16 protein-coding genes are annotated in these 19,840 nt (G+C 61.9%); all 16 read right to left on the bottom strand.

Annotated features, from left to right (window positions below):
- Window positions 1–344 precede the first annotated feature (344 nt).
- The 16 genes from cadC to pyrH all read right to left on the bottom strand — a co-directional run bounded on the left by cadC (window position 345) and on the right by pyrH (window position 19,806).
- Window positions 345–1,871, bottom strand: a complete 1,527-nt coding sequence (cadC, locus tag I6L38_RS02925; RefSeq protein WP_043171947.1) for a lysine decarboxylation/transport transcriptional activator CadC — start codon at window positions 1,869–1,871, stop codon at window positions 345–347.
- Window positions 1,872–2,271: 400 nt separating this feature from the next.
- Window positions 2,272–3,222: an acetyl-CoA carboxylase carboxyl transferase subunit alpha gene (gene accA / locus I6L38_RS02920; RefSeq protein ID WP_005303428.1), complete on the bottom strand. Its 951-nt coding sequence runs from the start codon at window positions 3,220–3,222 to the stop codon at window positions 2,272–2,274.
- A gap of 16 nt (window positions 3,223–3,238) precedes the next feature.
- Entirely contained in the window at window positions 3,239–6,718 is a 3,480-nt protein-coding gene (gene dnaE, locus I6L38_RS02915) for a DNA polymerase III subunit alpha (protein ID WP_043171961.1), read from the bottom strand.
- Window positions 6,719–6,771: 53 nt separating this feature from the next.
- A complete protein-coding gene (rnhB, locus tag I6L38_RS02910; protein ID WP_019839053.1) occupies window positions 6,772–7,362 on the bottom strand; it encodes a ribonuclease HII in 591 nt (196 codons plus the stop codon).
- Window positions 7,363–7,437: 75 nt separating this feature from the next.
- Window positions 7,438–8,577 (bottom strand): lipid-A-disaccharide synthase, encoded by a 1,140-nt coding sequence (gene lpxB, locus I6L38_RS02905; RefSeq protein ID WP_043171950.1) that lies wholly within the window; start codon window positions 8,575–8,577, stop codon window positions 7,438–7,440.
- The gene (gene lpxA, locus I6L38_RS02900) at window positions 8,570–9,361 is read right to left on the bottom strand and encodes an acyl-ACP--UDP-N-acetylglucosamine O-acyltransferase (RefSeq protein ID WP_017764123.1); all 792 of its coding nucleotides are present in this window, start codon (window positions 9,359–9,361) and stop codon (window positions 8,570–8,572) included. Before lpxA ends, lpxB begins: the two co-directional genes overlap by 8 nt.
- A gap of 5 nt (window positions 9,362–9,366) precedes the next feature.
- Window positions 9,367–9,828, bottom strand: coding sequence for a 3-hydroxyacyl-ACP dehydratase FabZ (fabZ, locus tag I6L38_RS02895; RefSeq protein WP_010634777.1), 462 nt, complete (start codon window positions 9,826–9,828; stop codon window positions 9,367–9,369).
- Between the two features lie 24 nt (window positions 9,829–9,852).
- The gene (gene lpxD, locus I6L38_RS02890; protein ID WP_005303442.1) at window positions 9,853–10,872 is read right to left on the bottom strand and encodes a UDP-3-O-(3-hydroxymyristoyl)glucosamine N-acyltransferase; all 1,020 of its coding nucleotides are present in this window, start codon (window positions 10,870–10,872) and stop codon (window positions 9,853–9,855) included.
- 3 nt (window positions 10,873–10,875) lie between these two features.
- Window positions 10,876–11,388, bottom strand: a complete 513-nt coding sequence (locus tag I6L38_RS02885; protein WP_017764121.1) for an OmpH family outer membrane protein — start codon at window positions 11,386–11,388, stop codon at window positions 10,876–10,878.
- A 148-nt stretch (window positions 11,389–11,536) separates the two neighbouring features.
- Complete coding sequence (gene bamA, locus I6L38_RS02880; RefSeq protein ID WP_005303446.1) at window positions 11,537–13,960, bottom strand: outer membrane protein assembly factor BamA; 2,424 nt, start codon at window positions 13,958–13,960, stop codon at window positions 11,537–11,539.
- 34 nt (window positions 13,961–13,994) lie between these two features.
- The gene (rseP, locus tag I6L38_RS02875; protein WP_043171962.1) at window positions 13,995–15,347 is read right to left on the bottom strand and encodes a sigma E protease regulator RseP; all 1,353 of its coding nucleotides are present in this window, start codon (window positions 15,345–15,347) and stop codon (window positions 13,995–13,997) included.
- 82 nt (window positions 15,348–15,429) lie between these two features.
- The gene (gene ispC, locus I6L38_RS02870) at window positions 15,430–16,623 is read right to left on the bottom strand and encodes a 1-deoxy-D-xylulose-5-phosphate reductoisomerase (RefSeq protein WP_043171951.1); all 1,194 of its coding nucleotides are present in this window, start codon (window positions 16,621–16,623) and stop codon (window positions 15,430–15,432) included.
- A 63-nt stretch (window positions 16,624–16,686) separates the two neighbouring features.
- On the bottom strand, window positions 16,687–17,544 hold the full coding sequence (locus tag I6L38_RS02865; protein WP_005303453.1) for a phosphatidate cytidylyltransferase: 858 nt from the start codon (window positions 17,542–17,544) through the stop codon (window positions 16,687–16,689).
- Between the two features lie 26 nt (window positions 17,545–17,570).
- Window positions 17,571–18,347, bottom strand: coding sequence for a polyprenyl diphosphate synthase (gene uppS, locus I6L38_RS02860; RefSeq protein WP_043171952.1), 777 nt, complete (start codon window positions 18,345–18,347; stop codon window positions 17,571–17,573).
- 72 nt (window positions 18,348–18,419) lie between these two features.
- Window positions 18,420–18,977: a ribosome recycling factor gene (gene frr / locus I6L38_RS02855; protein ID WP_005303456.1), complete on the bottom strand. Its 558-nt coding sequence runs from the start codon at window positions 18,975–18,977 to the stop codon at window positions 18,420–18,422.
- A 94-nt stretch (window positions 18,978–19,071) separates the two neighbouring features.
- Window positions 19,072–19,806, bottom strand: coding sequence for a UMP kinase (gene pyrH, locus I6L38_RS02850; RefSeq protein ID WP_005303458.1), 735 nt, complete (start codon window positions 19,804–19,806; stop codon window positions 19,072–19,074).
- Between the last annotated feature and the right edge of the window lie 34 nt (window positions 19,807–19,840).

Here is a 19,840-nt window from a genome sequence, read left to right as displayed (position 1 = left end):
TCCCACACACCAAACGGACGAGGTGATGACCCGGAGCGATATCGACAAAGGCGGCCAGGTCGCCGGGCGGCGGTCACGGCTGTCGGCATCGACAGGCTGCAGCTGCAAATGGCGGCCGGGGCTTCATCAGCAGAGGATGGAACAGGGGGATGGCGCCACCACAGGCCTGCCATGGCCAGTCGTTGCTGCGGGCAAGGGATAGGGATAGGGATAGGGATAGGGATAGGGATAGGGATAGGGATAGGGATAGAAGAGCAAGCCCGAGTGCCTATGGCAAGGCAAGAAACACGCAGGCCGCCCGTGGGCGGCCTGCGATCGGCGGGGCAGAGCGCGGCCGGCGCCGCTCAGAACAGCTTGACCTTGCTCTGGCCCAGGGCGTTGAACAGCGCCGGGGTGAGGGTCTCCATGTTGCTGTAGAAGCCGAGCTGCTGGCAGAGCAGGTAGGTCTGCTCGGTCGCCTCCATCAGGAAGGCCTGGCTGTAGGCATCCCCCGCCGCTTCCGGGTGACCATCCAGCTCCGCCAGCTTGCCGCGCAGTATGTGATAGAGCACAGAGCGGCCCCGGCTGCCGGCCTCGCCCAGCAGACGGTTGGCCTCCTGCTGCTGGCCGCCCAGAATGGCCTGCAGGGTCAGCGCTTCCCACACCCGAGCCGGCTGCAGCGGCTGGTTCTGAACCACCCGGGCCAGGTGAGCACCAATCTGCTGCAACCGGTCGCTCTGGGGGGTGCCCGTCAGGGTTGCCAGCGCCTCCCCGGCCAGATAGCGCTCCGCCAGCAGCAGCGGCTGATCCGGCTGGCTGGTCAGCGACTTGTCGAGCAGCTCGACGCCGCGCTTGAGGGCCACCGGATCCTGGCTGTTGATGTAGTAGTGCGCCTCCATCATGGCCATCAATGCGCCGTCATCGGTGGGCCAGCCCATGCCAGGCTGCGCGTCAGGCTGATTGAGGGCGCTCAGCAGATCCCGGCTGCTCGCCTGCAGCACCCCGTGCACGTTGTGGCGGCTGAGCTGGTACTGGTGGCTGAACAGCACCCGGTTGGTGTTGATGTTGCGATACTCCAGATCGAGATAGGTGCCCCCCGGCTGGCGGGAGACCCGTACGCTCAACTCCTTGCCGGGCAGGATGCCCCCCATCAGGGTGTTGGCGCCGTACTGCACCCGCAGCGGCGTAGCGGCGGCCACCTCCCCCATCAGGGCGCGGGTGATACCGTCGGCGAGGCGCACGTTCTCGTTGCTGCCATCCATGCCGGAGTGAAAGCGAAACACCAGCAGCTCGGGATCCAGCATGGAGTGCACCTGGGGGCTGGTGTGCTGATAGCTGAGCAGGCTGACCAGGGCGACCAGGATCGCCACCACGAAGATATCGAAGCCCACCAGCTTCCAGCGACTGCCCCCCTCCCTGGCATGGGTGGTGACGGCGCGGGTCAGCGGGCCGGCCGGGAAGGGGGTGACGTTGGCCTGCTCCTCCTCTTCATCGAGGTCTGGCATCGCGAACGGCGGCCGGGGGGCACTCACGCTCTCCTGCTCGCCTGCCATCACCACCGAGACCACCTGCTGCGGTCGCACCGGCGCCACCAGCTTGTAGCCGCGCTTGGGCACTGTGACTATGTAGTCGGCGGCGTCGTTGCGGCCATCCTTGAGGATCTTGCGCAGCTCGAAAATGGATTGGGTGACCACCTGATCGGTCACCTCGGCGCCGTCCCAGACCTCGTTGATCAGGCAGTCGCGCCCGAACACGGTACCGGCGTTGCTCGCCAGGAAGCGCAACAGATTGACCAGCCGGGGCTCGAGGTAGACCTCGCGGTCGGGGCGACAGAGCATGTTGTCGTCGACGCTCAGGGTCCAGTCGTGGATCTCAAAAACCGATTCGCTCATGATTCACTCGCTGCAGATGGAGACGATGCAAGATGAGAGTGACGTAACACCGGGCGGCTGAACGGGCAGCAGGGCGCTGCAAAAGGCAGTGCCGCCGGCGGGGTGAACATTCCTGTGAGTCAGGCCGGGCTGGCCTGTTTACGTCCGCAGAGCGTCCTTGCGGGCATGCCGATCGGGTCGATCGGAAAGGGTCACTTTAAGCAAAACGGGAGTGGGATCCCACTTTTTTTGGCCACAAATCGCCGCTGAATTGATCCAACATGGGGGTTTTGGCAAACATCGTGCCAACAGGTATCCATATGGACAGGATTTTTCCCTGCCGACAGGGCGCCTGCCGCCGTAAAAAAGAAGGCCCCCGCAGTGCGAGGGCCTTTCATCATCCATTTGTTCCCGACCGGGCTCAGCAGTAGCCGTAGCCCAGCAGACGCTGGTAGCGCTGCTCCAGCAGCTGCTCGTTGTCGAGGGGACGCAGGGCGTTGAGATCCTGCTGGATGCGGTCTTTCAGGTGCTTGGCCATCTTCTCCACGTTGCGGTGGGCGCCGCCGAGCGGCTCCTCAACGATGTTGTCGATGAGCTTGAGCTCTTTCAGACGCTGGGCCGTGATGCCCATGGCATCGGCAGCCACCGGTGCCTTGTCGGCGCTCTTCCACAGGATGGAGGCACAGCCTTCCGGCGAGATGACGGAGTAGGTGGAGTACTGCAGCATGTTGACGCGATCGCCGACACCGATGGCCAGGGCGCCGCCGGAGCCGCCTTCACCGATCACGGTGCAGACCACCGGCACGGTCAGACCGGCCATCACTTTCAGGTTGCGGGCAATCGCTTCGGACTGGCCACGTTCCTCGGCACCCACGCCAGGGTAGGCGCCCGGGGTGTCGATGAAGGTGATGATCGGCATCTTGAAGCGCTCGGCCATCTCCATCAGGCGCAGGGCCTTGCGGTACCCTTCCGGGCGCGGCATGCCGAAGTTGCGCTTGATCTTCTCCTTGGTCTCGCGGCCCTTCTGGTGGCCGATGACCATCACAGGCTCGCCGTCCAGACGGGCGATGCCGCCGACGATGGCCTTGTCATCGGCATAGGCGCGATCGCCGGCCAGCTCGTCGAAATCGGTGAAGATGTGCTCGATGTAGTCGAGGGTATAGGGGCGCTGTGGATGACGCGCCATCTGGGACACCTGCCAGGCGCCCAGATCGCCGAAGATCTTCTTGGTCAGCTCTTCGTTTTTCTTCTCCAGCCGACGAATATCTTCGCTCAGATCCACGGCACTGTTGTGCTCGCTCACATGGCGCAGTTCATCGATCTGTGCCTGCAACTCGGCGATCGGCTGTTCAAAATCCAGAAAAAGACTCATAGGGACTATAGATCCTCTAATCAAAAACCAATTCAACCCGCTCTCGTCCCAGCAGGACGCGCAAGTCATCTATCAGTTGATCGGTGGGCGTCACCCGCCACTCGGTGCCGAGCGTCAATCGCACCCGGGAGCCGGGGCGACGATAGTTTACCTGAACCGGACAGACTCCGGCACGGGCGGGCTCCAAAATCTCGCACAAACGCGGGAAAAAGCGATCATCGATTCGCTGTTCATCGAGAGAGATGCGGATTGCCCTGGCAAAACGCTCTCTCGCATCGTTGATATCCAGTAATTCACGGGCCGACATTTTAAGGCCACCGGAGAAGTCATCAAAGCTGACCTGTCCAGAAACCACCAAAATACGGTCTTTTTGCATCAACTCTTCATATTTTTCCAGCGCTTCACTGAACAGGGTCACATCCAGGCGACCGGAACGGTCGTCCAGGGTGAAGATCCCCATCTTGTTGCCGCGCTTGGTCACCATGCTACGCGCCGCGATCACCAGCCCCGCCGCCGTGGTCACGGTATCGCGGGAGGTGGGATGCAGATCGCACAGGCGGCCCGAAGTGTAACGACGCAATTCGCCGCTGTACTGGTTGATGGGGTGACCGGTCAGGTAGAGCCCGAGGGTCTCGCGCTCCCCTTCCAGCCAGACCTTGTCGGGCCAGTGCGGCACGTTGGCGAACGCCTTCTTGACGTCGTCTATCTCCTCGGTGAGCACACCGAACATGTCGACCTGCCCCACCGCCTGGGCCTTGGCGTGCTGCTCGGCGGCGCGCATCGCCTCCTCCAGGGTCGCCATCAGGGCTGCGCGGTGAGGGCCGAGCCGGTCCATGGCGCCGGAGAGGATCAGCTTCTCCATCACCCGCTTGTTCAGCTTCTTGATGTCGACCCGGTTGCAGAAGTCGAACAGGTCGCGGAACAGGCCATCCCGATCCCGTGCTTCCAGGATCGCATCGATGGGACCTTCCCCCACTCCCTTCACCGCGCCGATGCCGTAGACGATATGACCGTCCTCGTTGACGCTGAAGCGGTAGCGGCCGGTGTTGACGTCCGGCGGGATCACCGTCAGCCCCATCCGCTGACACTCGTCCACCAGGGTCACTATCTTGTCGGTGTTGTCCATGTCGGCGGTCATCACCGCCGCCATGAACTCGGCCGGGAAGTGGGTCTTGAGCCAGAGGGTCTGGTAGGAGACCAGGGCATAGGCGGCGGAGTGCGACTTGTTGAAGCCGTAGCCCGCGAACTTCTCCACCAGGTCGAAGATCTTCATCGCCAGCTCGCCGTCGACGCCGTTCTTGATGGCGCCCTCTTCAAAACCGGCCCGCTGCTTGGCCATCTCCTCGGGTTTTTTCTTGCCCATGGCCCGGCGCAGCATATCCGCGCCACCGAGCGTGTACCCGGCCAGGGTCTGGGCGATCTGCATCACCTGTTCCTGGTAGAGGATGATGCCGTAGGTGGGCTCCAGGATCGGCTGCAGGCTCTCGTGCTGCCACTTCTCGTCCGGATAGGAGATGGCTTCATTGCCGTGTTTGCGGTCGATGAAGTTGTCCACCATGCCCGACTGGAGCGGGCCCGGCCGGAACAGCGCCACCAGAGCGATCATGTCTTCGAAGCAGTCCGGCTGCAGCCGCTTGATGAGATCCTTCATGCCGCGGGATTCGAGCTGGAATACCGCGGTGGTCTCGTAGCGCTGCAGCAGGTCGAACGAGCGCTTGTCGTCGATGGGGATGGCGGCGATGTCGACCGGCGGCTTGCCCTCTTTGGCAAGACGCGGGTTTATCATGCCGAGGGCCCAGTCGATGATGGTGAGCGTGCGCAGACCCAGGAAGTCGAACTTCACCAGACCGGCGTACTCCACGTCGTTCTTGTCGAACTGGGTGACCGGGTGGTGGCCCTCGTCATCGCAGTAGAGCGGTGCAAAGTCGGTGATCTTGGTGGGTGCGATCACCACGCCACCGGCATGTTTGCCGGCGTTGCGCACCACCCCTTCGAGCCGGCGCGCCATGTCGATGAGATCCTTGACCTCCTCGTCCTGCTCGTAGAGCTCGGGCAGCTTGGGCTCGGCCTCGAACGCCTTGGCCAGGGTCATGCCGGGATCCGGCGGAATGAGTTTCGAGATGCGATCGACGAAGCCGTAGGCGTGGCCCAGCACCCGGCCCACGTCCCGTACCACCGCCTTGGCCGCCATGCTGCCGAAGGTGATGATCTGGGACACCGCATCCCGGCCGTACATCTCGGAGACGTGCTCGATCACCTCGTCCCGTCGATCCATGCAGAAGTCGACGTCGAAGTCGGGCATGGAGACCCGCTCGGGGTTCAGGAAACGTTCGAACAGCAGGTCAAATTCGAGCGGGTCGAGGTCGGTGATCTTGAGGGCGTAGGCCACAAGCGACCCCGCACCCGAACCCCGGCCCGGGCCGACCGGGATGCCGTTGTCCTTGGACCACTGGATAAACTCCATCACGATGAGGAAGTAACCCGGGAAGCCCATCTGGTTGATCACCTTCAGCTCGATGTCGAGGCGCTCGTCGTACTCGGGACGACGCTCGGCCCGCACCGCCGGATCCGGGAACAGAAACTCGAGCCGCTCCTCCAGCCCCTCTTTCGACTTGGCCACCAGGAAATCTTCGGTGGTCATGTCGCCGGTGGGGAAGTTGGGCAGGAAGTATTCACCCAGACGCACCGTCACGTTGCAGCGCTTGGCGATCTCCACCGTGTTCTCCAGCGCCTCCGGGATGTCGGCGAACAGCTCGCACATCTCGTCCTGACTGCGCAGATACTGCTGCGGGCTGTAGCGGCGCGGGCGACGCTTGTCCATCAGGGTGTAGCCGTCGTGGATGGCGACCCGGATCTCGTGGGCGTCGAAGTCATCGGCGGTGAGGAATACCACCTCGTTGGTGGCCACCACCGGCAGCGCGAACTCGCTCGCGAGGTTCACCGCCATGTGGAGGTAGACCTCCTCGTCGGGGCGACCGGTACGCAGCAGCTCCAGGTAGTAGGCGTCGGGGAAGTGGGTCTGATAGAAGGCGACGCACTGCTCGGTCATCTGGCGGTTGCCCTTGAGCAGGAACTTGCCTACGTCCCCCTCGCGCCCGCCGGAGAGCACGATCACCCCCTTGGCGTGCTCGACCAGCCACTCCTTGTCGATGACCGGCCGCCCCTGCACATGGCCGCGCTGATAGCCGCGGGAGATGAGCAGGGTGATGTTCTGGTAGCCGTCGTTGTCCATGGCGAGCAGGGTGAGGCGAAACTGCTCGTCGCCAAGTTCACTGCTCTGCACCCAGAAGTCGGCACCGACCAGAGGCTTGATCCCCTTGCCGTGGGCGGCGCCATAGAAGCGCACCAGGCCGCACATGTTCATCTGGTCGGTCAGGGCCAGCGCCGGCATGTTGTCGGCCGCCGCGGCCCCGACGATGGGGTTGATCTTCTGCAGACCATCCACCATGGAAAAGTCGGTATGCACCCGCAGGTGAATGAAACGGGGGTCAGCCATCGTCATGCCCTCTCATTACGCAAGCAGCCATCGCTTAGACAAATCAGCATGGGTTATTCCACTCCCAGTGCACGGCGCACCGGTTTGAAACTTTGACGATATTCCGGCAACGGGCCGCGCTCGGCCAGGATGGCGAGGTGCTCCGCAGTCGGATAGCCCTTGTGGCGGGCAAAGCCGTACTCGGGATGGCGGCTGTCCAGCTCGGTCATCTCCGCATCCCGGGTCACCTTGGCGAGGATCGAGGCGGCGCTGATGGCGGCCACCAGGCTGTCGCCCTTGACCACGGCGCGGGCTTCCATCGGCAGAGCCGGGCAGCGGTTGCCATCGATGAAGACCAGCTCGGGCGTGACCTTGAGCCCCGCCACGGCGCGCTGCATCGCCAGCATGGTGGCGTGCAGGATGTTGAGCTCGTCGATCTCCGCCGGGCTGGCACGGCCGATGGCGAAGGCCAGCGCCTTCTCTTTGATCTCGTCAAACAGGGCGAGGCGCTTCTTCTCGGAGAGCTTCTTGGAGTCGTTGAGCCCCTCGATCGGGTTGGCCGGGTCGAGGATGACGGCGGCAGTCACCACGTCTCCCACCAGGGGGCCACGGCCCACCTCGTCCACACCGGCAACCAGCTTGTCGTCAGGAATATCGATCATCATCTTGTAGCCTTGAATCAAAACAGGCCCCGCAGGGCCTGGCGTCGCGTTGGAGCAGCCAAACTGGCCGCCCGCTCTCTACCGGCCCAGCAGCTCGGCCACCGCCTCGGCGGCCTGGTGGTCGGCATTGCAGCGAATGAGCTGATGGAGCTCGGTGAAGGTGTTCACCAGCGCGCTATTGTCGTGCTCGAAATACTTGCTCACCTCGACCACCAGGTTCTCCGGGGTGCACTCGTGCTGGATGAGTTCGGGCACCAGCATGCGGCCGGCCAACAGGTTGGGCAGGGAGACAAATTCGGTCTTCACCAGCCGCTGGGCCAGCCAGTAGCTGAAGGGCTTGAGCTTGTAGCCCACCACCATGGGTTTTTTCACCAGCATGGCTTCAAGCGCCGCGGTGCCAGAGGCCAGCATCACCACGTCGGCGGCGATCATCGCCTCGCGGCCCTGCCCTTCCAGCAGCACCATGTCGAGATCCGGCGCCACGTCGGCCTTGATGGCCATGAACTGCTCGCGCCGCTTCTGGTTGACCAGCGGCACGATGAAGCCGAGATCCGGGTAGCGCACCGTCAGGTGCTTGCACGCCTCGAGAAACAGCGGCGACATGAAGCCCACTTCCGCCGTGCGGCTGCCCGGCAGCACCGCCAGCCAGCGGCGATTGGCGTCGATGCCGAGGGTTCTGCGCACCGCGGCCTGATCCGGCACCAGCGGAATGTCGTCCGCCATGGTGTGGCCGACGAAACGGCAAGGGGCGTCAAAGCGGTCGTAGAAGGCTTTCTCGAACGGCAGGAAGGCGAGCACCATGTCGGTGGCGGCCTTGATCTTGTGAATGCGGTTCTGGCGCCAGGCCCACACCGAGGGGCTGACATAGTGAACCGTCTTGATACCGGCGCGGCGCAGTTTCAGCTCCACCCCGATATTGAAATCCGGTGCATCCACCCCGATGAAGATATCGGGCGGATTGGCGATGAAGTGGCGCAGCAGTTCGCGGCGGACCTTGAGGATGCGCGGCAGACGGCCCAGCACCTCGGTGATCCCCATGACGGAGAGCTCTTCCATCTCGAACAGGGCCTTCACGCCGAGGGCCTGCATGCGCGGCCCGGCGATCCCTTCGAACTGCGCGTCCGGGTAGCGGGCCTGCAGCTCGCGTACCAGACCGGCAGCCAGAATGTCGCCGGAGACCTCTCCGGCGACGACACCGATGCGAACCGGATCAGGCACGGATGATCCCGCGCTCGTTGTCTTTGAGGAAGTCCACATAGAGCTGGACGGCCGGCTCAGCTTGCGCCATCTCGATCAGCACAGGCAGCACCTCTTCGACGGTCTTGCCGGAGCGGAAGATCTCCTTGTAGGCGCGCTTGACGGCGGAGATCGCCTCAGGCGTGTAACCGCGGCGACGCAGCCCTTCGGAGTTGACCCCGAACGGTTTGGCGTAGTTGCCGGCGGCCATCACGTAGGGCGGCACGTCCTTGTTGAGGGCGGCGCAGCCACCGACGAAGGCGTGGGAGCCGACGCGGCCGAACTGGTGGATCGCGGAGAGACCGCCGAAGATCACGAAATCGCCGATCACCACGTGACCCGCCAGGGTCGCGTTGTTGGCGAAGATGCAGTTGTCACCGATGATGCAGTCGTGGGCAACGTGAACGTTGACCATGAACAGGTTGCCGCTGCCGATCCGGGTCAGGGACTGATCCTGGATGGTGCCGCGGTGCACGGTACAGTTCTCGCGAAAGACGTTGTTGTCGCCGATCTCGAGGAAGGTGCGCTCGCCGGCGTACTTCTTGTCCTGGCAATCCTCACCGATGGAGGTGTGCTGGAAGATCTTGTTGCCACGACCAATCCTGGTCGGGCCCTTGATCACCACATGGGAGCTGACCCAGGTGTTGTCGCCGATTTCCACCTCGGCACCGATGACAGAAAAGGGGCCGATTTCAACCCCTTTACCGATGACGGCAGACTCATGGACGACGGCAGTATCGTGAATGATGGCAGTCTGGTCGATCACGTGTGTTAAACCTCGCGTTTGGCGCACATCAGCTCGGCGGTACAGACCACTTCACCGTTGACCGTGGCCACACCGGTGAACTTGGCGATACCGCGACGCTCTTTCAGGAACTCCACGTCGAGCACCAGCTGATCGCCGGGGCCAACCGGACGCTTGAAACGAGCGTTGTCGATTGAGGCAAAGTAATAGAGTTCGTTGGGGGACGGCTTGCCCACCATGGTAAACGCCAGGATACCGGTGGCCTGTGCCATGGCTTCCAGGATCAGCACACCGGGGAACACCGGCTTGGCCGGGAAGTGCCCCTGGAAGATCGGCTCGTTGAAGGAGACGTTCTTGATGGCGCGCAGGGTCTTGCGCTCATCGCTGATCTCGTAGTTTTCCACCTTGTCCACCATCAGGAACGGATAACGGTGGGGCAGCAGATCCATTATTTCCTGGATACCCAGGCTCTTCTTTTCAGTAGTCAAAACAGTACCCTATACCAATCGTGATTATTCTTGGTCCAGCTTCTTCTCAAGCTTGCTCAACCGCTTGTGCATCTCTTCGATACGCATCACCCGGGCGGCGGTCTTGCGCCACTCTTTATTGGTTTGCAGGGGGATGCCGGAAGAGTAGACACCGGGCTCGGTAATGGGTCGCATCACCATGGCCATGCCGGTAACGGTGGCCTGGTCGCAGATCTCCATATGCCCGTTAAAGACGGAGGCGCCGCCAATGATACAGTATTTGCCGACCTTGAGACTACCTGCCATCACGGTGGAGCCCGCCACGGCGGTGCCGTAGCCGATCTCGACGTTATGGGCGATCTGGCACTGGTTGTCGATGATGACGTTGTCAGCGATGCGGGTATCTTCCAGCGCGCCGCGGTCGATGGTGGTGCAGGCACCGATCTCGACCCGGTTGCCGATGGTCACGCCGCCGAGCTGGGGGATCTTGATCCACTCGCCGCGCTCGTTGGCATAACCGAAACCATCGGCGCCGATCACTGTGCCGGATTGAACCAGACAGTCGGTGCCCATGGTGACGTCGTGATAGAGGGTGACGTTGGCCCACAACCGGGAGCGGGCTCCCAGTCGGGTATTCTTGCCAACGAAACAGCCCGGACCGATGCGCACATCATCCCCCAGCACCACGCCGGATTCGATCACCGCATTGGCCCCGATGGCCACTCTCTCGCCCAGTTGCACGTCCGCCGCGATCACCGCGCTCGGATGGATATCCGTGGCCGGCTGCGGCGTGGTGTCCAGCAGTTGGGCAACCCTTGCAAAGCCCACATAGGGGTCTTTGAGCACCAGGGCATTGGTGGGACAAAATGGCAGATCCGCTTCTGTGATGAGCACGGCGGTCGCCTTGCTCTGCTCCAGATAATGCCGGTACTTTTTATTGGACAGGAAGGTGATGTCCCCCTCCCCGGCCTTTTCCAGTGTCGCTACCTTGCGGATTTCCAGGGTTCCGTCGCCATGGACCTGGGCCCCCAGTTGCTGGGCCAGCTGTGCGAGAGTGAATGCCATCAATTAGTTGCTCTTGCTTACCTGAGAAATAACCTGGGCAGAGATGTCCAGCTTGCTGGCGGCGTACGGGGCGGCATTGCGCTCCAGCACCAGATCGTAACCATTGCTCTTGGCGATGGAGTCGATGGCAGCCTGCACCTTGGTCAGGATCTTGTTGCGCTCTTCGGACTGACGGCGACCGTTGTCCTGTTCAAACGCCTGACGCTTCTGGTTGAACTCCATCTGCAGCTTGGCCAGCTTCTCCTGGCTTTGTTTTTTCTGGTCGGCGCTCATGAAGGCTTCATCCTTCTTGAACTTCTCGACCAGTTTCTGACCATCGGCTTCCAGCTTCTGCAGCTCGCGCATGCGCGGCTCGAATTCGCCTTTCAGCTTCTTGGAAACGGCTTCACGCTGGGGCAGCTTCTGGAAGACTTCGCCCATGTCGACCACGGCGATCTTGGTCTCGGCCAAGGCGGAGCCCATGCCGGCAGCCATCAGTGCAAAACTCAAACCAGCTACTTTCAACGCTTTATTCACACTTACTCCTTGTTCCCTCATGTGAGGGCTACCTGATTTACCTGATTATGCAAGTGGTACCCGGACCGACTTGTTACCTGGTGAGGCACGCAGGCTGCGCGTCCCATCATTGAATACCCCCACCATTGGGTGGGGGCAAGGTCCGTCCTTAGAAGGTACGGCCGATGTTGAATGAGAAGAACTCGGTCCGGTCGCCCTCGTACTGCTTGAGCGGACGGGCAATCGCGAACACCAGCGGGCCCATCGGGGAGAGCCACTGCAGCGACAGACCGGCCGAGGCGCGGTAGTTGGTCGGATCCGAATAGTCGGCCAGATAGTTGCAGCCGCTGAAGCAACGGTTGCGATACTGGTCATAGTCGAAGGTGGTATCCCACACGGAGCCGGCATCGATGAAGAAGCTGGTCCGCAGTTGCGGCTGATAGGTCTCGGACGCAAACGGCGTCGGCACTATCATCTCGAGGGAGGCGACCGCCAGGGCGTTGCCGCCCACCGAGCTGTCGGTACCCTGGATGACGTCGTTGCCGCTCAGGTTGTAGTAGTAGAGCGCCTTCGGACCGACGGTGTTGCTCTTGAAGCCGCGCAGGGTGTCGAAACCACCGGCGAAGTAGTTCTCGAAGAACGGCAGTACGTGATCATAGTTGCCGTTGCTGCCGTAGCCGTTGCCGTAGGAGGCACGCGCCTTGGCCATCAGCACCCACTTGTGATCCGCATCGAACGGGAAGTAGTGCGCGTCTTCGGCGTTGAGCTTGAAGTACTGCAGATCCATGCCCGGCACTGTGACCTTGGCGTTGACCCGCTGACGATCACCGGCGGTCGGGAACTGGCCCTTGTTGAGGGTGGAACGGGTCCAGCCGGCGGTGACGTCGACGGTGTTGAACACCATGCGATTGTCGCCATCCTTGTTCTTGCTGTACACCTTCCAGAACTCATCCACCTGCAGATAGGGGTTGGGCTGGGACAGTTTGTTGTTTTCGACCCCGAGGCTGAAGTCGAGACGGTTGTTCTCGTTGACCGGGAAACCACTGGAGAGGCGGAAGCCGATGGTGGTGTTCTCGTAGTCCACGATGTTGGCGTCGGCCGCACTGAACTGGTTGTAGTAGAGACGACCGCCCAGGCTGACCCCGTCCACGGTGAAGTAGGGATCGTTGTAGCTGAGGTCGACGCTCTTGGAGTACTTGTTGGTACTGGCGGAGATGCCGATCTTCTTGCCGGTCCCCATGAAGTTGTCCTGCTGCAGGCCCGCCTGCAGGCTCAGGCCCGACTCGGTACCGTAGCCCACGCCGGCGTTGATGGAACCGGCAGGCTGCTCCTTGACCTTGAAGTCCAGATCAACCTGGTCATCGCTGCCCGGCACCCGCTTGGTGTCCACTTCGGCGCTCTCGAAGAAGCCGAGGCGGTTGAGACGGGTCTTGGACTGCTCGACGCTGTCGGAGGAGAGCCAGGTGCCCTCCATCTGACGCATCTCGCGGCGCAGCACTTCGTCCTTGGTGGTGACGTTGCCGCTGAAGTTGATGTTGCGCACGTAGACGCGCGGGCCCGGCTCGATGTTGACGATGAGCTCCACTTCCTTGGTCTGGTCGTTGACCTGCGGGAAGGTGACTACTTTCGGGTAGGCGTAGCCGTAGCGACCGAGGAACTTGGAGAGCACCTCTTCGGTGTGGGTCACCTGGCTGGCGGAGTAGATGCTGCCGGTCTCGATGGGGATGAGCCCCTTCATCTCGCCGCCGCGGTCGATCAGATCGCCCTTGAGCTGGATGCCGGAAACCTTGTACTGATCCCCTTCCTTGACGTTGAGGGTGACGTAAACCCCCTTCTTGTCCGGGGTCATGGAGACCTGGGTGGACTCCTGCTGGAAGCGGATGTAGCCGCGGTCCATGTAGTAGGAGCGCAGGGTTTCGATGTCGCCGGCCAGTTTCTGCTTCTGGTAGCGCTGGTCGCCGGTGAAGTTCCACCAGGGCACGTCATCCTTGAGGGAGAGCTGGGCCAGCAGCTTCTCTTCCGGGAAGACGTTGTTGCCGACGATGTTGATCTGCTGGATCTTGGCCGCTTCCCCTTCCACGAAGGTGAACTTGAGGTCTACCCGGTTGCGCGGCAGCGGGGTGACGATGGCCTTGACCTTGGCGGAGTACTTGCCCACGCCGTAGTAGAAATCTTCCAGCCCCTTCTCGAGGGAGCTCAGCACGGTGCGATCGAGGGGATCACCCACCCGGATGCCGGAGGACTCCAGGCTCTGGGTCAGCTGCTCCTCCTTGATGTCCTTGTTGCCGGAGAATTCGATGCTGGAGATGGTCGGCCGCTCCTTGACCATCACCTGCAGTACCTGGCCGTCGCGGTAGACCTTGACGTCCTCGAAGTTGCCGGAGGCATAGAGCTTCTTGATGGCGTTGGCCAGCGCGACTGAGTCGACGGAATCGCCAACCCGGATCGGCAGGTTCAACAGGGCGGCACCCAGGGTCACCCGCTGCAGACCTTCAACCTGAATATCTTGCACCACAAAAGAGGCAGGGGCCGCCTGGGCCAGGAAACTGGCACCCAGCAGGCAACTCAACACCAATGCTTTTTTAACAGCCATTTTGTTCTTATGTGTCCTTGTTGATGCTCTGGCCTCAGAGGCGAGCGAAATCATTAAACAGCGCAATACCCATCAGTAACATCAGAATGGCGGCGCCAATCCGGAAACCCACTTCCTGAATTTTTTCCGATACCGGCTTGCCGGTGACCGCCTCGATGAGGAAGTAGACCAGATGGCCACCATCCAGCACCGGCAGGGGGAACAGGTTGATGATCCCCAGGTTGACGCTGATGAGCGCCAGAAAACCGAGGAAATAGACCAGTCCATAGTCGGCACTGCTGCCCGCCCCCTTGGCAATGGAGATGGGGCCGCTCAGGTTGTCCAGCGAGACGATGCCACCGATCAGCTTGCCGATCATGTCGAAGGTCAGGGTGGTCAGGCTCCAGGTCTTCTGGGCGCCCTGCCACAGGGCTTGCAAAGGCCCATACTGTAACAGAATCCGATACTCATCCGGTAATGGAACCAGTTGCGGCGACAGGCCGACGAAACCGACCAGCTGGCCCCGCACCTTCTTGGCATCCGGGGTCAGAGTCAGGGTCAGCTCGCTGCCCGCCCGCTCGACGGTCACCTCAAGCGGCTGCCTGGGCGACTGCTGCACCTGGTGGACAAACTGAACCCACTCGGTGATCGCCTCATCCCCTACCCGCTTGATGCGGTCGCCAGCCTGGAGGCCGGCCTTCTCGCTGGCGCTCGCGGCCACCACAGCCTCGACCACCGGCAGCACCTTGCCACCGAGGGGCACTATCCCGAGGCTGCCGATGGGAGACTCCTTGTCGGGATCAAACTTCCAGCCGGCCAGTTGCAGGGTCTTGTCCACCGCATAACTGGTGTTGGCCGCCTTGAGCTTGAGCTGGACCGAGTCATCGCCAAGGTGGCTGATGAGGGCATAGGTCACGCTCTCCCAGTCACCTGTCTCCTCGCCGCCGACGCCGACGATCTCCATGCCGGGCTCCACCCCGGCCGCCGCCACGATGGAGGCGGGACGCACCTCGCCCACCACGGGTTTGACGGCGGGGACGCCGATCATGAACATCAGCCAGAGGGCGAACAGGGCAAACACGAAGTTGGCCATGGGGCCGGCTGCGACGATGGCCATCCGCGCCCAGACGCTCTTGTGGTTGAAGGCGTATTGCTCGTCACCGGGCTTGAGCTCGTCGACCCGGCCATCCAGCATCTTGACGTAACCGCCAAGGGGGATCAGGGCCAGCACGTACTCGGTGCCATCCTTGCCGAGCCGGCGCCAGATGGCCTTGCCAAAGCCGATGGAGAAGCGCTCGACCTTGACGCCGCAGCGGCGGGCCACCCAGAAGTGGCCGAATTCATGTACCGCAACCAGCAGCCCGAGGGCGACGATAAAGGCACCAATGTTCCACAACACACCGCCCATCAGCCCATCACCTCGCATTCATGCATGGTCCTGTCTCCGACAATCAGGGTGAAGGCAGCACAATGCCACGAAATACTTCTCATCAGCTAAGCTCCTCAATCAAATTGTGAGCACGGGCACGGGCCGCCCCATCCAGCGCAATCAAATCGTCCAGCGAGCCGACATCCGTGCCGCCCAGGGCGAGCATGGTGACCTCATTGACTCTGGCAATATCCATAAAACCGATCCGCTCTGCAAGGAAAGCCGCTACGGCCTCCTCGTTGGCGGCATTGAGGGCCGTGGTTGCGGCCTGCCCCTGCCGGCAGGCACTCATGGCCAGCGCCAGGCAGGGATAGCGCTCATAGTCGGGACGGATAAAGCTGAACTCTCCGACACTGAAGAAGTCCAAAGGTTCCACACCGGACTCGACCCGAGCCGGATAGGCCAGGGCGTGGGCGATGGGGGTGCACATGTCCGGGTTGCCGAGCTGAGCCAGCACGGAGCCGTCCTTGTACTGCACCATGGAGTGGATGACCGACTGGGGATGGATCACCACCTGGATCTGCTCGGGCGCCGCGTTGAACAGCCAGCGCGCCTCGATATACTCCAGCCCCTTGTTGATCATGGTGGCGGAGTCGACCGAGATCTTGGCCCCCATGGACCAGTTGGGATGGGCGATGGCCTGGGCCGGGGTGACATGGGCCAGCTCGCCGATGTCGGTGTAGCGGAACGGGCCGCCGGAGCCGGTCAGCAGGATCTTGCTGATCCCGGCCCCCGCCAGGTCGCAAAAGCCCGGCTGGCGCTGGATGGCCTCGGGCAGGCACTGGAAAATGGCGTTGTGTTCGCTGTCGATGGGCAGCAGCTCGGCGCCGTGCTCGCGTACCGCCTCCATGAAGAAGGCACCGGACATCACCAGCGCCTCCTTGTTGGCCAGCAGGATGCGCTTGCCGGCCCGCACGGCGGCCATGGTGGGGGCGAGGCCGGCGGCACCGACGATGGCCGCCATCACGCTGTGGGCATCGGGGTGAGCGGCCACGTCACACAGGGCGGCCGGACCGGACAGCACCCGGGTGGCGCTGCCGTGGGTCTTGAGTTGACCGGCCAACTCGGCGGCAGCCGCCTCGTCCACCATGACGGCGAAACGGGGGGAAAACTCGAGGCAGTCGCGCAGCATGGCATCCACGCTGCGGGCCGCCGTCAGCGCCAGCACCTGCCAGCGCCCAGGATTGTGCCGCAGTACCTTGAGCGTACTCTGACCGATGGAGCCGGAGGCTCCCAGAATCACCAGGTTATGCATCAAAACTCCCGCTGTATGACGAATGGATGGCACCTGCGGCCTGCCGGATCATCGGGCAGTCCATCAGAACTCCTGGCTGAGCAGCAGGTAGCTGAGCAGGAACACCGGCAGGGCGGCGGTCAGGCTGTCGATACGGTCGAGAATACCGCCGTGACCGGGCAGCAGGGTCCCTGAATCCTTGATGCCGGCCTCGCGCTTGAACATGCTCTCGGTCAGGTCACCGAGCACAGAGGCGAGCACCGCCAGCAGGGAGCAGAACAGCACTATGGCCATCTTGGCGGGCACGAAGCCCATGAACCAGGTCACCCCCACCGCCAGCAGGCTGGCGGTAAACAGGCCGCCACACATGCCTTCGATGGTTTTACCCGGGCTCACGGCCGGCGCCAGCTTGTGTTTGCCGAACGCCTTGCCGAAAAAATACGCGCCAGAATCTGCCGCCCAGACCAGTCCCATCACGAACAGCAGGATCCAGGCCCCCATCATGGGGTCGTGATAGAAGTTGTAACCACGGATGGCCACCAGGGACCAGAAGAAGGGCACCAGGGTCACCAGACCGAACAGGGACTTGAGCCAGATGGACTCCTTCCACAGCTTGGCGCTCTGGGGATAGCGCAGCACCAGCAGCAGCCCCAGCAGCCACCAGCTGACGGCGGTCCAGAGCACGCCCATCACCAGCGGATGCAGGTGGGGAGTCCACAACTGCTCCACCGGCAGCCAAAACAGGCTCGCACCGAGCAGCAGGCAATAGACCAGCGGCAGCCACTGCTGCGGTTTGGCGGAGACAAAGCCGCTCCACTCGCGGCTGGCCAACAGAAATACCAGGGATGCCAACAGGGCAAAGAATTTCAACGGCAGAAAAAAGAGGGCTCCCAACACCAGGGGAACCAGTAGCAATGCGGTAATAATTCGTTGTTTTAGCAAAAGAAGCCTCTCTCTTGGGAGGGGGGTTAGCCGGTCTGTTGCTCGGCGATCAATTCCCGGATCTGTTCACCGGTGCAGCCAAAACGGCGCTCACGAGAAACGAAGGAGGCCACGGCCTCGCTGAACTCGGCTTCGCCGAAGTCGGGCCACAGCACCGGGGTAAAATAGAGCTCGGCATAGGCGAGCTGCCACAGCACGAAGTTGCTGATGCGATGATCGCCACCGGTACGGATCAGCAGATCCACCGGCGGCAGGTCGGCCATGCACACCTCGCGACCAAGCAGGGTTTCATCAATCTGGTCGGCCGACAATTCACCTGCCGCCACAGCCGTGGCAAGCTTGCGAGCCGCCTGGGTGATGTCCCACTGGCCACCGTAATTGGCGGCGATGTTGAGGGTCAGCCCCCTGTTGTTGGCGGTCAGCGCCTCCGCCTTGGCGATTTTGGCCTGCAGCCGTTCGCTGAAGCGGGCGGTATCGCCGATCACCTTGAGCCGAATGCCGTTGCTGTGCAGTTTTTTAACCTCGCGGCCCAGCACCGTTATAAACAGTTCCATCAGGGCACTGACCTCCCCTTCCGGGCGGCGCCAGTTCTCGCTGGAAAACGCAAACAGAGTGAGCGCATCCAGTTTGGCACGCGCGGCAAAGGTCACCGCCTCGCGAACAGACTTCACACCGGCCTTGTGGCCATAGACCCGCATCTTGCCACGGTTCTGGGCCCAGCGTCCGTTGCCATCCATGATGATGGCCACATGACGAGGCAAGGACGTATTGGCACAATCACCTACGGCTGCCAAAAGCGACATTCATTTCTCCCACAAAGACAAAAGCGCCGTGCAGGGGCACTACACGGCGCTCGTAATATACCTGTCAGAGGCTTAGATTTCCATTAGCTCCTTTTCCTTCACGGCCAGCGCATCGTCTACCAGCTTGATGAAGGAATCGGTCAACTTCTGGATCTCTTCCTGGGCACGACGGTCGTCGTCTTCGGAGATCTCTTTGTCTTTGAGCAGGGCTTTCAGATCGGCGTTGGCATCGCGACGGATGTTGCGAACGGCAACCCGGGCACCTTCCGCTTCGGCACGCACGATCTTGGTCAGATCACGACGGCGCTCTTCGGTCAGCGGCGGCAGCGGCACGCGCAGGGTCTGGCCGTTGCTGGACGGATTCAGGCCCAGATCGGAGGTCAGGATGGCCTTTTCCACCGCCTGGATCATGGAGCGATCGAAGATGGAGATGGAGAGGGTGCGGGCATCTTCTGCCACCACGTTGGCCAACTGTTTCAGAGGAGTGGCGGCACCGTAATACTCCACCTGGATGCCGTCAAGCAGACTCGGGTGAGCGCGGCCGGTGCGGATCTTGGACATCTGGGTCTTGAGCGACTCGACACTCTTGCCCATGCGGTCCTTGGCGTCGTTTTTAATCTCGTTGATCACAGTGGTTTTCCTTTTGGCGAACGAGCCGTCTACCGGCCCGTATCTATCTTATTTGCTGGCGTCATGGACAAACGAGCCGGAGCTCACGCTTGTCTCACTTGCTGACATGGTGGATCAGGGTACCTTCCGGCTCACCCATGATCACCCGACGCAGCGCACCCGGCTTGTTCATGTTGAACACGCGGATCGGCAGATCGTGGTCGCGGGCCAGAGTAAAAGCAGCAAGATCCATCACTTTGAGTTCTTTTTCAAGAACTTCATCATAACTCAGTTCATGGTACAGCACGGCATCCGGGTTCTTGACCGGATCATCCGTGAACACGCCATCCACCTTGGTGGCCTTGAGCACGACGTCAGCTTCGATCTCGATCCCGCGCAGACAGGCCGCAGAATCGGTAGTAAAGAAGGGGTTGCCGGTACCGGCGGAGAAGATCACCACCTTGCCGGCGCGCAGCTGGCTGATGGCTTCAGCCCAGACATAGGAGTCACAGATGCCTTGCAGGGAGATGGCAGACATCAGACGGGCATTCACATAAGCACGATGCAGGGCATCACGCATGGCCAGACCGTTCATCACGGTAGCCAGCATACCCATGTGGTCGCCCACCACGCGGTTCATGCCCGCCTTGGCAAGACCGGCACCACGGAACAGGTTGCCGCCACCGATGACCAGACCGACCTGAACACCCAGCTCAACCAGTTCTTTGATCTCTTGGGCCATCCGATCCAGCACCGCCGGATCAATGCCAAAACCCTCGGATCCTTGCAGGGCTTCACCACTCAACTTCAGAAGAACACGTCTGTATGCAGGCTTGGGATTGGTACTCATGTCACTGATTCCTGGTCATATAAAGACCGCGACA

The sequence above is a fragment of the Aeromonas sp. FDAARGOS 1408 genome (assembly GCF_019048665.1).
In the GTDB taxonomy this organism is placed as follows: domain Bacteria; phylum Pseudomonadota; class Gammaproteobacteria; order Enterobacterales; family Aeromonadaceae; genus Aeromonas; species Aeromonas dhakensis.
Note: the sequence above shows the minus strand (reverse complement) of the source record. Positions and strands in the feature narration are given on the sequence as shown.